Here is a 13,279-nt window from a genome sequence, read left to right as displayed (position 1 = left end):
TCGGTCGGGGTGAATCTTGCTAGGGCCTTTGGGGACGGTTTTGGGATCGAACTGGAAGGCAAACCAATGAGCAAACAGGCCGAATTTGCGGTCATTTTGAAGATGAACCCGATGTTCGCGGACCTTGGCGCCGACGAACTGCAGCGAATCTCCGGACTCTGCCACACCCAGCAACTGGGGCTCGGCGAGATGCTGTTCCAGAAGGGGGACCCCGGCGACGCCCTTTACGGGGTCCGCCGCGGCCAGATCCGGATCGAGACCGGCGCCTCCGACGGCAGCCGCCTGACCCTGAACTTCATGGGTTCGGGGGACCTCTTCGGCGAAGTCGCCGTGCTCGACGGCCAAAGCCGCACCGCGGACGCCACCGCCGGCGAGGCGACGGAACTGTTCGTGCTCCGGCGTGAGGATTTCCTCGCCTTCCTCGAACGTGAGCCGAAAGTCGCCATCAAGATCATCACCTTGCTGTGCCAGCGCATCCGCTGGCAGAGCGAGCGGATGGAAGAATCCATGCTGCAGCCGCTGCCGGTGCGGCTGGCGCGAAGGCTGGTGGCGCTGGCCGCCGATTTCGGATCGGAAGTGCATATTTCGCAGGAGCAGCTCGGCGTGTTCGTCGGCGCCGCGCGCGAAAGCGTCAACCGTCAACTGCAGGCCTGGCGCAAGGACGGCATTCTGGATCTGCAGCGCGGGCGCATCCTGCTGCAGAACCTGAACAAGCTGACGACGGTGGCGCGCAACGAGTAGGGCCTGATCGTCAGGCCCCGGCGGTTATTTCCTTGATCAGCGCCGTATCGGCGAACTCGACGAGTTCGATGATTTTTCCGTCCTGGAATTTGAACAGGTCGGTCAATTCCGTCGTGAAGGTCTTATCCTTGAACCGCATCGTGAGCCGCGAGTGCACCGCCGCGCGGTCGCCGTCGGCGATAAAGGCGATGATGTCACGCTCGATGAACTGAAAAGCGCCAATGAAACCAGTCATCGCTTCGCGAACGTTCGGATGACTGCGAACCGCTCCCGCCAATGCGAGGACCTTCGGCTCCCCGGCAAGTTCGAAAACCGCGTCAGCGTGAAACGCTGACATGAGGCCCTCGATGTTGCCGCTACCGCGGTCTGCATACGCTTGCTCGACGAGCTTTCGCATCGCTTCTCGATCTGCCATCCCGCTCCCTTAAACTATTGGTTGAGCCCGAGCATAGCACCCGCTTCGATGCGGGCAACAGCAGAAGTGGTTCGGATGAACGGCGCGATGCAAGCGCCTGCAGAGCCGCAGGCGATCTCGGCTATCGACCGTTGAGGGCTTGCGTGGGTGGAAAGCTCCTCACTTCGCTGCGGGCGACATCGCCGGCGGGACCGGCGGCGGCCCCTTGGCTGGAGGCGGTGCGGTGTGATGGCCGCCCGGCGGAACATCGTCGCTCTCGGCTTCCGAGGCCAGCAGCAGTTTGCCGTAGCGCCAGATCAGCGCGCCGAGATCGTCCATCATCATGAACATCGCCGGCACGAACACCAGCGACAGCACTGTCGAGAACACCAGACCGCCGATCACGGCGAGCGCCATCGGCGAGCGGAACTCGCCGCCGGCGCCGAATGCCAGCGCTGACGGCATCATGCCGGCCGCCATCGCGATGGTGGTCATGATGATCGGGCGGGCGCGCTTGATGCCGGCGTCGATGATCGCAAAATCGCGCTTGTTGCCTTCGCGGATCGACTCGACCGCGAACTCCACCAGCATGATGGCGTTCTTGGTGACGATGCCCATCAGCATCAGGATGCCGATCCACACCGGCGTGGTCAGCTGCTTGCCGGTCAGCAGCAAGGCTGCGATCGCGCCGCCGATCGAAAGCGGAAGCGAGAACAGGATGGTGATCGGCTGCAGGAAGGTGCCGAACAACAGCACCAGCACCGCGTAGACCATCATCAGGCCGGCGGTGATGGCGGTGGCAAAGCCGTCCGACAATTCGGCCAGGCTTTCGGCGTCGCCCGACGGGCTGACCTTGACGCCCTTCGGCAGGCTCTTCATCACGGGCAGGTCGTAGATCATCTTGGTAGCGTCGCCCAGCGCCGCGGTGCCGACGAGGTCGGCTGCGACGGTGGCCTGCCGTTCCCGGTCGTAACGGTTGATGCTGGTCGGGCCCTGGTCGAGCTGGATGTCGGCGACGACAGACAGCGGCACGCCGCCGCGCTCTCCGCGCTGGCCGAGCGGCACCCGCAATTGCTGCAGCATCTGCAGGTCGCCGCGCGCGCTGTCCTCGAGCTGGACGCGGATCGGCACCTGGCGGTCGCCGGCATCGAACTTGGCGAGCGCCGGGCCGACGTCGCCGATGGTGGCGACGCGGATGGTTTGCGACAGGCTTTCGGTGGAGACGCCAAGCCGTGCGGCCAGTTCGGCCCTTGGGCGAATCCGAAGCTCCGGCCGGTCGAGCGAGGTTTCCGAGATCACGTTGGCGATGATCGGAATCCGCTTCATCTGGGTCGCGAGTTCGTTGGCGACGTTGCCGACGATGTTGCTGTCGATGCCGGTCACGACGAGCGAAATCGCACGCAGGCCGTTTTCATCGAGGAACCAGAACCGGATGTCCGGGACGTTTTCCAGTTCCTTGCTGATATCGAGCTCGAGCAGGCGCTGGGTGTGCTTGCTGTCGCGGTCTTTCTTCGGCGTGTAGTTGATGATCAGCGCGGCGCGCCGCACTTCCTGCGTTCCCGGCGGCACCCGGCCGCCATCGACGAATATGCTCTTGATCTCCGGGCGCTTGCGCAGGCGCTGGACGATTTCTTCCGTCACCTTCTCGGTGTAGGCGAGTTGCGAGCCTGGCGGCAGCTCCATCGCCAGCAGCGAGCGCGCGGTGTCCTGCGCCGGCAGGAAGCCCTGCGGCAGCAGCGTGATGCTCCAGATCGAGGCGGCAAATATCGCAAGTCCGGCCAGCACGGTGATGAAGTAGTGTTTCACCGACCATGTCACGAGCCTGGTGTAAGCCTTCAGCAAGCGCCCGGGCGGCGGATCCTCATGCGGGTGATCTTTGAGGAAGTAGGCCGCCAGCACCGGCGTGACGAAGCGCGCCGCGAGCAGCGAGAAGAACACCTGCACCGACACGGTGATGCCGAATTGCTTGAAGAACTGCCCGGCGATCCCGGACATGAAGCTTGCCGGCGCGAAGATCGCGATGATGGTCAGCGAGATCGCGATCACGGCGAGGCCGATTTCGTCGGCGGCTTCCAACGCAGCGCGGTAGGGCGTCTTGCCCATGCGCATGTGGCGGACGATGTTTTCGATCTCGACGATGGCGTCGTCGACCAGAATACCCGTCGACAGCGTGATGGCGAGGAAGCTGACGAGGTTGAGCGAGAAGCCGAGCAGATCCATCACCCAGAACGCCGGGAAGATCGACAGCGGCAGCGAGATCGCGGCGATGATCGTGGCGCGGATATCGCGCAGGAACAACAGCACGACAACGACGGCGAGAATAGCACCCTCGAACAGGGTCGAGATCGCCGCCTCGTAATTGCCCTTGGTGAAATCGACCGACGTGTCGATCATCTTCAGGTCGACGTCGGGATAGGCCGCCTTCAGCGCATCGATGCGTTTTTGCACGGCGGCCGCGACCACCACGTCGCTGGCGCCCTTCGAGCGCTTGATGCCGAGCGCGACCACCGGCTCGCCGTTGAAGCGGGCAAAGGTCCGGCGATCGGCGATGGTGTCGGTGACGGTGCCGAGATCGTCGAGCCGCACCTCGCCGCCGCCGAACAGCGGGATCATGGTGCCGGCGAGTTCGTTCAGCGTCTTGGCGCCGGCCAGGGTGCGGATCGCCTGGTCGTTATTGCCGATTCCGGCGCGGCCTCCGGCGAGGTCGACATTGGTGCCGCGCAGGATCTGGCTGACATTGACGGCGGTAAGCCCCGAGGCCTGCAACCGGTCGGGATCGAGCGAGACCAGAATCTCGCGCTCGACACCGCCGATGCGCTCGACCTGGGCGACGCCGCGGACGCCCTGCAACGCGCGTTTGACGACGTCGTCGACGAAGTAGGACAGCTGCTCCGGCGTCTTGCCCGGAGAGATCGCGGCATAGGTGACGATCGGCAGGCCGATCACGTCGACGCGCTGGATCAGCGGCTCGGTGACGTTTTGCGGCAGGCTGGCGCGGACGCGGGTGACGGCATCCTTGATGTCGTTCAGCGCGCGGTCGGTGTTGGTCTCGAGCGCGAACTGGATCGTGGTCAGCGACAGGCCATCGGTAATCGACGACGAAATGTGCCGCACGCCCTCGACGCCGGATACGCCGTCCTCGATCGTCTTGGTGACCTGAGATTCAAGCTCCGAGGGCGCCGCGCCGAACTGCGAGACCGCCACCGAGATCACGGGGATGTCGGCGCTCGGCAGCCGCGTGACCGCGAGCTTGGTGAAGCTGACCCATCCCAGCACCAGAAGGATGATTGAAAATACGATGGACGGAAGCGGGTTCCGGATCGACCATGCCGAGATATTCAAAGCCATTATCGTGTCCGCGTGCGCTCGAGTTCGTCGGCAAACATGGTCTTGATCTGGTCGCCGTCATGCAGCGAGGTTCCAGCATCGGCCACGACGGTTTCACCGACGGCGAGGCCTTCAAGAATTTCCGTAGAGGTGTCCGACGTCAGGCCGACCCGGACTTTTCGCGTCTCGATCCTGTTGTTCTCCTTGACCACCTGCAGGGTCAGGCGGTCGATGGCGGTACGCGGCACCGCGACGCCACAGCTGCGCTTGGCGTCGATATTGGCGCGGGCGAACATGCCGACCTTGAGCGAGGGATTGTTGTTCAGCGAAATCCTGACCTTGCCGAGCTGGGTGGCGCGGTCGATCTGCGGCGAGATTTGCCGGATCTTGCCGACCAGATCGGGCGCGTCGTCGCGGCTGATCCGCACCGTGGCGCCGGGATTGAGCTTGAGCAGATGGACGCTCGGCACTTCGGCCTCCAGCTCGATCTCGTTGTTGACCGAAATCCGGAACATCGGTCCGGCCTGCGGCGAGGCCGGCGCGCCGACGGCGGTCCTGACTTCGGTAACGAGGCCTGGGCCAGGCGTGCGCAGCGATATCGGTCCGGTCCTGCCGCCGCCCGGAGCTCCCGGCTGCTGCGGCGGCGCGGTCAGGCGTGCCAATTCCTGATTGTCCGCCACCATGTCGCCTTCGCGGACGAAGACATCGGTGACCCTGGAGCCTTCCTGATCGACGCCGACCTGCGCTTCGCGGCGCGGCACGATAAATCCGGTGACCCGCACCATGTCGGAGAAGCAGGCATTGGTGGATTTGGTCACGATCACCAGCGCCTGGCTCGGCGTATCCTTGGGCTCGGGACGGGAGCGGTGCTCGAACCAGTAGTAGAAGCCACCCACAACAACAACGAACGCTACTCCGAGCGCAGGTTTGAGGTATTCGGAGAGTTTCATCGCCGGATCAATCCAGACTGGAAGTCAAATGAAGCGGGGTGCATCCGGTTCACCGAAAAATCACAATGAACCCAAAACAAAATGCGTCCCGCAAGGGTGCTGCGGAACGCATTGTAGCCGGAAAATCTAGGTCAACGCCACGCCGTACTTGAACAGGCTATTTGGACGCAGTGGCCTTGTTTTCCATGTTCACAACCTGCACGCGGCGATTGGCTTCGGCCATCGGCTGGTTCGAGTCCTTCAGCTTGCTCTTGCCGTAACCGACGGTCACCAGATCGGTGCCGTTGATGCCGTATTTATCGACCAGATAGCGCTTGATCGCGTCGGCGCGCCGCTCGGAAAGGTCCTGGTTGTAGCCTTCGCCGCCGGCTGCGTCGGTATGACCGGCGACCACGAAGGTCGAGCCTTTCAGGTCGGAATTGGACAATGCGCGGCCGAGCGCCTGAACCGATGCCAGCGATCTGGGGCTGATATCGGCCGAGTTGTAGTCGAAGTTGATTTCCAGATCGATCTTGGGCTTGTCCTTGACGATGGCGGCGATCTCTTCACGCTCGCTGAACGACAGCGACCGCGTCGAGCGGCCGCGGATTTTCTGGACGAACTGCCCTTCGGCGGCAACTGCGGCCTGATCAACCTGCTGCGGACCGACCGACAGGCCGCGGGTCAGCGGCTTCTTTTCCGGCACCAGCGCGCGGAGGATCTGATCCTCGGTCACATTCTTGTCCTTGGCCTTCTCCTCGGCAACCGCGCTGGCCATGCCAAAGCAGAGGGCGGCGCCGAGCGTCGCGATCGAAAGGAGCCCGGTCAGGGTCTTTGTTCCAGAGCTCTGTGACATTAGCAGTCCCTCCTGCGCGTGGTTCCAAAACGTGATTCAAATGAGATGCCGGACCAATCCGGTCGCGGCCTATTACCGTTAGTCTAGCCGCCCGCCTGTCGGTTCGAGGAGGCTGCCAGTTAGCGTCAAATAATCGTCACTGTACCCCGTAATCGGCGAATTCCTTAACGATATTCGGATCCATCGCCTTGGCGTTGCTAATATCCAGATCGCCTTCCGGGATCGAGCCGTTGCGCTTCTTGGCAATGCCCCGTCCGTACAGCGACGAGGTCAATCTCGGGTTGATCTTCAGCGCGGCGTCGAAGTCGGCAATTGCATTCTTGGTCTGTCCGCTCTTGAGGTTGACGAGGCCGCGGCTGTCCAGCGCATCGACGAAATTCGGACGCAACCGCAGCGCCTCGTTGCAATCCTTCAGCGCGGCCTGTAGGTCGCCGATGACCGTGCGGGCCCAACAGCGGTTGTTGTAGGCTTCCACATCCTTCGGGTTGAGCCGCAGCGAATTGTTGAAGTCCTTGATCGCGAGTTCGTAGGCGCCCTTGCTGGCATAGACCTGGCCCCGCCGATACAGCGCGGCCCCATCGTCGGGGTTGTCGTTGAGCTTGGCGGTGAGGCTCTTGATGGTCGGATCATCGGCGAGCGCCGCGATCGCCGTGTTGCTCTCGGTCGGCTTGGCCGGCGGAGCGGGCGGCGGGATGGTGACTTCGACCTGTTTTGGCGGCTGCGGCGGAGCGGGCGGCTGCGGCGGTGCAGGTGGCGGCGGTGCCGGCGTCGCAATGGCCACCTGGGCTCCGGCGGGAGGTGCCGGAGCAGGCGCCGGTGTCGGAGCGGGGGGAGGTGACGGAGCGGCGGCGACCGGCGGCGGGGAGGGCGCGGCGACAACCGGAGGCGGGGCTGGCGGCGGACTCGAAGGCTTCGGCCCTGCGCCGCCCGGGATGAAGGAGAAATCCTCGGCCAGCGACGACGAAATCCACGGCACCTGTTCCTGGCGCGAGGCGCGGGTGACGCCGACCCGGGTGCGATTCAAAGTTTCCTCGGCCATCAAATCGGGGGTGCGGATTTCCTTGAGCAGTTCCCGCACGAACAGGCTGCGATCGCTGCCATTATCCGAAATGACCGAGGAAAGGGCCGCCGAATACATCACCAGAGAGCCGTTCGGCGCGATGACCGGCGCAAGTCCGGCGGAAAAACTGCGGAACCGGCGCTCGAACGGATTGCGCCTGGAGGCGTCGACCAGGGCGATCTTGACGCCGGCGCCGCGGCTGTTGATCTCGCCCAGCACCATCTCGAGGCTGAAGCCGTCGCGGCGCACGTCGGCCTCGGCCCAGATCTGCGCGTCGACCGGGATCATGTAGCTCTGGCGGTTCGCCTGGATGCCGAAACCCGAGAAGAAGATCAGGGCGACCGAGCCGGGCTTGATCTTCCCGTACAGGCGCTCGAAGGCCCGGCGCATGCCGTCGCCGGTGAGGTTTTCGCCGATATCGACGTTGAAGCCATCGCGCTTGAGTTCTTCGGCGACATCGCGCGCGTCGTTGATCGGCTCTTTCAGCGGCGCTTCGGCGTCCGGATATTTCGAATTGCCGATCACCAGCGCAAAACGCTCGCCGGCCCCGAACGACGGGGCGATCGACGCCACGGAAAAGATCACTGTGAGAAGTAATGCAAGGCGGATTTTCATTATCACCGCAGTCCAGCCAAAAAAGCGCCGATCCCAGCTTGCGCCTCGGCGACCATACTCCACGCAAACCGCATTATCAAACGAGCCCCGCAGGCCGTCAACCACTTGCGAAGGCGGCGTTAATTGCGACAATTCACCGCGACGAATCCCTGGGGATTGAAGGGGAATAAATCCCGTTCGTCGTGAATTTGCGGTGCGTGATCATCCGGTGGTTGCGTGAGCCTTTCCCTGGGGCAGCCGTGGCTCTGGTGCCCGGCCAGCCACCGGCGGGGTTCTGAGCCGCCCTGTCATGGATGGTCATTCGCACTGCCGGTTTGACCTTTGCGGATGACGATGGCTTGTTGCGGACGTCGGCCAAAACTCAAACCTCAAGAAAAGTGACACCGATGGGAAATGCCTACGAAATCTACGCGCTGCGCTATGCGACGATGTCGCCGCGCACCCCTCATCTGAATTTCCTGATACCGGATCCGCACGACACCACGGCGCAGGACCTCGACTACTTCGTCTGGCTGATCCGCGGCCACGGCCGCGAGATCCTGGTCGATACCGGTTTCAACGCCGAGGAAGCCAAGGCGCGGTCGCGCAAGCTCAACCTCAATCCGGTCGATGCGCTGGAAGCGTTCGGCGTCAAGGCGTCAAGCATCAAGGACGTCGTCGTCACCCATCTGCATTACGACCACGCCGGCAATCTCGACCGCTTCCCCGGCGCCCGGTTTCATCTGCAGGATCGCGAGATGAGCTACGCGACCGGCCGCTGCATGTGCAACGGCCTGATCCGGCATCCGTTCTCCGTCGAACACGTCACGCTGATGGTGCGCCATGTCTATGGCGAGCGCGTCACGTTCCATAATGGCGACGGCGAGATCGCGCCCGGCGTCACCGTGCATCGCGTCGGCGGCCATTCCGATGGTTTGCAGGTGGTGCGGGTCGAAACCGCGCGCGGGCCCGTGGTGCTGGCCTCGGACGCCGCGCATTACTACGCCAATCTGCAGAAGCGCAGCCCGTTTCCGATCGTCTACAATGTCGGCGACATGGTGCAGGGCTGGGAGATCGTTGAAAAGCTGGCCGGCCACCCCGATCGTTTCATTCCCGGCCATGATCCGATCGTGAGCGAAATCTATCCGCGCGCCAGCGACAAGGTCGATGCGTTTGCCTTGCACCTGGCGCCGTCACGATCGTTTGTGAAGTAGGATCAAGCCATGATCGAACGCTTTCCCGGCCTCACGCCAACCCGCAGCCGCGCCGTCGTTCACGACGATCTGGTGCTCACCGTGGCGGTCGCGCCCGATCCGGTCACATCATCGATGTACGAGCAGAGCGTCAAGGCGCTCGCCCGCATCGACGAGAGCCTTGCTCTGTGCGGTTCGAACAAGAGCAAAATCCTGTCAGCGATCGTCTATATCTCCGACATGAAGCGCAAAAGCGAGATGAACCGCGCCTGGGATGAATGGGTCGACACCAGTAACCCGCCGATGCGCGCCTGCCTCGGCGTCGAGCTCGAACCGCCGCATATCGTGGAAATCGTGGTGACGGCGACGAAGTAGGCGGCGCGGTTTCGAGTTCGCGCGGGCGTGCTGATAGACCCTCATCCCGCGTAACGGCTCTGCCGTTGTCGCTGGAAGAGCCGCGCTCTTGCGCGGCGTCTCGAAGGATGCGGGCCCGTCTATGGCCTCATGGTTCGAGACGGCGCAAGAGCGCCTCCTCACCATGAGGGTTGAGGATTAATACGCTTCCTTCGCGTCGGCCTCCGCGCTGGTCTGCACGAGGTCGAGGCTTGCCTCGATCTTGCCGAGCAGCGCGGCCAACGCCTTTCGCTCCGGCGCGGAGAGGCACGACAAAATCTCCTGTTCCCGGCGCAGCAGGCGCGGGATCAGCTCCTCGTACAGCACCTTGCCTTTTCCCGTCATGCGCAGCCGGAATTCGCGGCGGTCCTCTTCGTTCTCGACGCGCTCGATCATCTGCCGTTTCATCAGCGTGGTGACGGCGCGGCTGATGGTCGATTTATGGGTGCGGGTGCAATGGGCGATGTATTGCGCGCTGCAGGGCTCAACGCGAAAACCCAGCGTCGCCAGCACGCGCCATTCCGGAATGTCGAGCCCGTACCGCGCCTGATATTCGGCCGAGAGCGCCGAGGAGACTTCGGCCGCCAGCCGGTTCAGCCGGAACGGTACGAATTTGAAGAGGTCGAGACGGCCGCCGTTTCTTGCGGCTTTCGCAGGCGTTCCATCCTTATCCCCGTCTTTGCGCGTGCCGCTGTCGGGCGCGGATCGGGATCGGGCGCTGTTCTCGCTGGACGACGCGTTGGCCAAAATCGCTCCAATTTGAGTTGACGCCGGGGGCGCCAGCGGGTTTAAGATAGTTGCAGATGCGACTAATTTAGCAAGTCCGCGCACCCTTGGCCAGAGTAAACCTTCCAATGGTCCAGACCAAAACCCAATTCGGCTACCGCAGGCACCCCGACCAGGATCGGGCCGGTGCTGATGCGGCCGAACATCCCGTCGTCGTGGTCGGCGCCGGGCCGGTCGGGCTGTCGCTGGCGATCGATCTCGCTCAGCGCGGCCAATCCGTGGTGCTGCTCGACGATGCCGACCGGATCGGCGAGGGCTCGCGCGCGATCTGCTTTTCCAAACGTTCGCTGGAATTCTGGGACCGGCTCGGCGTCGGCCAGCGCATGGTCGACAAGGGCGTGGTCTGGAGCGTCGGCAAGATCTTTCACGGCGCCTCGCAGCTCTACCAGTTCAATTTGCTGCCGGAAGAGGGCCACAAGCGGCCCGCCTTTATCAACCTGCAGCAGTTCTATGCCGAGGCCTATCTGGTCGATCGGGTCCAGGAGCTTTCCGGCATCGACCTGCGCTGGCGCAACAAGGTAGTCGGCCTCGAACAGCGCAACGACCATGTGCTGCTGACGATCGAAACGCCTGACGGACCGTACCGGCTGCATGCCGGCTTCGTCGTCGCCTGCGACGGCGCCCGCTCATCGTTGCGGCAGATGGTGGGCGCGGAATTCGCCGGGCAAGTGTTCGAGGATCAGTTCCTGATCGCCGACGTCAAGATGACGGCGGCGTTCCCGACCGAGCGCTGGTTCTGGTTCGATCCGCCGTTCCACGCCGGGCGCTCCGCGCTGCTGCACAAGCAGCCGGACGACATCTGGCGCATCGACCTGCAGCTGCATCCCGATGCGGATCCTGTCGTCGAGAAGCGCCCGGAAAATGTACGGCCGCGGATCGCGCGCATGCTCGGCCACGACAAGTTCGATTTCGAATGGATATCGCTGTACAAGTTCCAGTGCCGGCGCATGGAGAAGTTCTTGCACGGCCGCGTGATCTTTGCCGGCGATGCCGCGCACCAGGTCTCGCCGTTCGGCGCCCGCGGCGCCAACTCAGGCCTCGAAGACGCCGAGAACATCGCCTGGAAACTCGATCGCGTCTTGCGCGGGTCGTCGCCGGAAGCGCTGCTCGAGAGTTACCACACCGAACGCAGCGCCGCGGCGGACGAGAACATCCGCGAGTCAACGCGCTCGACCGATTTCATGGCGCCGGTGTCGCAACAGGAGGCGCGGCTGCGCAAGGCGGTGCTGTCGCTGGCCAAGGAAACCGAATTCGGCAAGCGCATGGTCAATGGCGGACGGCTGTCGGTGCCTTCCACCTATGACACGCCGCTGTCGACCGCCGATCGCGATGCGTGGCGCGGCGGCCCGCGGCCCGGCGCGTCGATGCCGGATGCGCCGATTGCGGCAGCGAGCGGCCAGCCGATGTTTCTGACCGAAGCCTTCGTTGGCAGGGGAGCGCAATTCACGTTGCTGGAATTTGGCAACGGTGCCGCGATCGATGCGCCCGAAGGCGTGGAAACCATTCGCATCGGCAGCGACCACGGCCTTGCCGACACCATGGGCCTTGCGGGTACGCGCTACGACGCCGAGCCCGGCACCGCCTATCTGCTGAGGCCCGACGGCTATGTCGCCGCGCGCTTCCGGCATCCGACCCGGCCGGCGCTGGATGCGGCGTTGGCGCGTGCGGCGGGTCTCAATCGAGGGCTGTCATGACGCTGTCCACCAGTTCGAATTTCGCAAAACCCGACGACGCCTTCCGCGCCATCGTCGAGGTGCATCGGGGCTTAAGCGATGCGCAGAGCGCCGATCTCGACGCCGCGCTGGTTCTGGTGCTCGCCAACCATATCGGCGACATCGCGGTGCTGAACGAAGCCATCGCGCTCGCCAAGCGGCGGATGCTCGATGCCAGCCAGCAGCAACAGCAGCAACAACAATGAAAAGTTTGAACATGCCGTCATTGCGAGCGCAGCGAAGCAATCCATCGAGCAGCAAAGCAAGTGTGGATTGCTTCGTCGCTTCGCTCCTCGCAATGACGGGGATAGAGCTAGCGCAAAAGGAATTGAATTGATGGCCAAGGGTTTCGCGTCCACCACGGACATGGCGGAAAAGAAGATCACTTTCTCCGAGATCGGTACTGATCTCTACGCCTTCACCGCCGAAGGTGATCCGAATTCCGCTGTTATCGTCGGCGACGATGGCTGCCTGGTGTTCGACGCGCAATCGACGCCGGCGATGGCGAATAAAGTGATCGAACGGGTGCGCACCGTCACCGACAAGCCGATCAAATATGTCGTGCTGTCGCATTACCACGCCGTGCGCGTGCTAGGCGCTTCCGCCTACAAGGCGCAGGGCATCGTCGCCTCGGCGGAAACCTATCGCCTGATCGAGGAGCGCGGCCAGCAGGATTGGGACTCTGAGTATGGCCGCTTCCCGCGCCTGTTCCAGGATGCCCAGAGCATCCCCGGCCTGACCTGGCCGACGCTGACCTTCGAAGGCGAGATGTCGATCTATCTCGGCAAGCGCGAGGTGCGCCTGATGCAACTCGGCGCGGGGCACACCTCCGGCGACATCGTGGCCTGGGTGCCGGATGCCGAAGTGATGTTCTCCGGCGACCTCATCGAGTATCACTCGGCCTGCTATTGCGGCGATGCGCATCTGCGCGAATGGCCGACGACCCTGAACGAAATCCGCGCCTTCAATCCCAAGGCGATCGCGCCCGGCCGCGGCGATGCGCTGAAGGGGCTTGCGACCGGACGCGACGCGATCGCGATGACGCGCGATTTCGTCACCACGCTCTATGGCGCGGCCGAGACCTCGGTCGCCAGGGGCCGCAACCTCAAGGAATCGATGGCGGCGACGCGCGAGGTGATGGACCCGAAATTTTCCAGCTTTGCGATCTACGAGCACTGCCTGCCGTTCAACGTCTCGCGCGCGTTCGACGAGGCTTCGGGGATCGACGATCCCGTGATCTGGACCGACAAGCGCGATCAGGAAATGTGGGCCGCCCTGCAAGGAGGAGGATGAC

The 13,279-nt window shown here is 63.6% G+C and carries 12 protein-coding genes; 6 read left to right on the top strand and 6 right to left on the bottom strand.

Annotation, left to right across the window (positions count from 1 at the left end):
- The first annotated feature begins 66 nt into the window (after positions 1-66).
- Positions 67-741, top strand: a complete 675-nt coding sequence (locus tag JQ597_RS29665) for a Crp/Fnr family transcriptional regulator (protein ID WP_192735671.1) — start codon at positions 67-69, stop codon at positions 739-741.
- Between the two features lie 10 nt (positions 742-751).
- On the opposite strand, the gene JQ597_RS29660 is transcribed toward JQ597_RS29665, so the two are convergent.
- The 5 genes from JQ597_RS29660 to JQ597_RS29640 form a co-directional block, all read right to left on the bottom strand.
- The gene (locus tag JQ597_RS29660) at positions 752-1,138 is read right to left on the bottom strand and encodes a nuclear transport factor 2 family protein (RefSeq protein WP_249148316.1); all 387 of its coding nucleotides are present in this window, start codon (positions 1,136-1,138) and stop codon (positions 752-754) included.
- A 177-nt stretch (positions 1,139-1,315) separates the two neighbouring features.
- Positions 1,316-4,483 (bottom strand): efflux RND transporter permease subunit, encoded by a 3,168-nt coding sequence (locus tag JQ597_RS29655; protein WP_212269024.1) that lies wholly within the window; start codon positions 4,481-4,483, stop codon positions 1,316-1,318.
- Complete coding sequence (locus tag JQ597_RS29650; protein ID WP_212269023.1) at positions 4,483-5,412, bottom strand: efflux RND transporter periplasmic adaptor subunit; 930 nt, start codon at positions 5,410-5,412, stop codon at positions 4,483-4,485. Before JQ597_RS29650 ends, JQ597_RS29655 begins: the two co-directional genes overlap by 1 nt.
- Positions 5,413-5,569: 157 nt before the next feature.
- Positions 5,570-6,247 (bottom strand): OmpA family protein, encoded by a 678-nt coding sequence (locus JQ597_RS29645; RefSeq protein ID WP_212269022.1) that lies wholly within the window; start codon positions 6,245-6,247, stop codon positions 5,570-5,572.
- 136 nt (positions 6,248-6,383) lie between these two features.
- The gene (locus JQ597_RS29640; protein ID WP_212269021.1) at positions 6,384-7,922 is read right to left on the bottom strand and encodes a caspase family protein; all 1,539 of its coding nucleotides are present in this window, start codon (positions 7,920-7,922) and stop codon (positions 6,384-6,386) included.
- 386 nt (positions 7,923-8,308) lie between these two features.
- Between JQ597_RS29640 and JQ597_RS29635 the strand changes: the two genes are divergently transcribed.
- Positions 8,309-9,115 carry an N-acyl homoserine lactonase family protein gene (locus JQ597_RS29635; RefSeq protein WP_192735666.1) on the top strand — a complete coding sequence of 269 codons (807 nt, stop codon included), beginning with the start codon at positions 8,309-8,311 and terminating at the stop codon, positions 9,113-9,115.
- A gap of 9 nt (positions 9,116-9,124) precedes the next feature.
- Positions 9,125-9,469: a RidA family protein gene (locus tag JQ597_RS29630; RefSeq protein ID WP_212269020.1), complete on the top strand. Its 345-nt coding sequence runs from the start codon at positions 9,125-9,127 to the stop codon at positions 9,467-9,469.
- A gap of 177 nt (positions 9,470-9,646) precedes the next feature.
- Here the strand turns inward: JQ597_RS29630 and JQ597_RS29625 are convergent, their stop codons facing one another.
- Positions 9,647-10,084 (bottom strand): MarR family winged helix-turn-helix transcriptional regulator, encoded by a 438-nt coding sequence (locus JQ597_RS29625; protein WP_249148314.1) that lies wholly within the window; start codon positions 10,082-10,084, stop codon positions 9,647-9,649.
- Between the two features lie 257 nt (positions 10,085-10,341).
- On the opposite strand from JQ597_RS29625, the gene JQ597_RS29620 reads away from it, so the two are divergent.
- The 3 genes from JQ597_RS29620 (at position 10,342) to JQ597_RS29610 (ending at position 13,278) form a co-directional block, all read left to right on the top strand.
- Positions 10,342-11,967: an FAD-dependent oxidoreductase gene (locus JQ597_RS29620; protein ID WP_212269018.1), complete on the top strand. Its 1,626-nt coding sequence runs from the start codon at positions 10,342-10,344 to the stop codon at positions 11,965-11,967.
- Complete coding sequence (locus tag JQ597_RS29615) at positions 11,964-12,191, top strand: DUF2783 domain-containing protein (RefSeq protein WP_212269017.1); 228 nt, start codon at positions 11,964-11,966, stop codon at positions 12,189-12,191. The genes JQ597_RS29620 and JQ597_RS29615 overlap by 4 nt, the downstream gene beginning before the upstream one ends.
- 130 nt (positions 12,192-12,321) lie before the next feature.
- On the top strand, positions 12,322-13,278 hold the full coding sequence (locus JQ597_RS29610) for an MBL fold metallo-hydrolase (RefSeq protein WP_212269016.1): 957 nt from the start codon (positions 12,322-12,324) through the stop codon (positions 13,276-13,278).
- Position 13,279: the final 1 nt, after the last annotated feature.

This window comes from Bradyrhizobium sp. AUGA SZCCT0177 (assembly GCF_018130125.1).
Lineage (GTDB): Bacteria > Pseudomonadota > Alphaproteobacteria > Rhizobiales > Xanthobacteraceae > Bradyrhizobium.
This window is presented reverse-complemented; position numbering and strand designations above follow the sequence as displayed.

Excerpts from the sequence above, each read along its gene's own strand:
- JQ597_RS29665 (WP_192735671.1), top strand. The coding sequence starts at position 67 with ATGAGCAAACAGGCCGAATTTGCGGTCATTTTGAAGATGAACCCGATG.
- JQ597_RS29660 (WP_249148316.1), bottom strand. The coding sequence starts at position 1,138 with ATGCGAAAGCTCGTCGAGCAAGCGTATGCAGACCGCGGTAGCGGCAAC.
- JQ597_RS29655 (WP_212269024.1), bottom strand. The coding sequence starts at position 4,483 with ATGGCTTTGAATATCTCGGCATGGTCGATCCGGAACCCGCTTCCGTCC.
- JQ597_RS29650 (WP_212269023.1), bottom strand. The coding sequence starts at position 5,412 with ATGAAACTCTCCGAATACCTCAAACCTGCGCTCGGAGTAGCGTTCGTT.
- JQ597_RS29645 (WP_212269022.1), bottom strand. The coding sequence starts at position 6,247 with ATGTCACAGAGCTCTGGAACAAAGACCCTGACCGGGCTCCTTTCGATC.
- JQ597_RS29640 (WP_212269021.1), bottom strand. The coding sequence starts at position 7,922 with ATGAAAATCCGCCTTGCATTACTTCTCACAGTGATCTTTTCCGTGGCG.
- JQ597_RS29635 (WP_192735666.1), top strand. The coding sequence starts at position 8,309 with ATGGGAAATGCCTACGAAATCTACGCGCTGCGCTATGCGACGATGTCG.
- JQ597_RS29630 (WP_212269020.1), top strand. The coding sequence starts at position 9,125 with ATGATCGAACGCTTTCCCGGCCTCACGCCAACCCGCAGCCGCGCCGTC.
- JQ597_RS29620 (WP_212269018.1), top strand. The coding sequence starts at position 10,342 with ATGGTCCAGACCAAAACCCAATTCGGCTACCGCAGGCACCCCGACCAG.
- JQ597_RS29615 (WP_212269017.1), top strand. The coding sequence starts at position 11,964 with ATGACGCTGTCCACCAGTTCGAATTTCGCAAAACCCGACGACGCCTTC.
- JQ597_RS29610 (WP_212269016.1), top strand. The coding sequence starts at position 12,322 with ATGGCCAAGGGTTTCGCGTCCACCACGGACATGGCGGAAAAGAAGATC.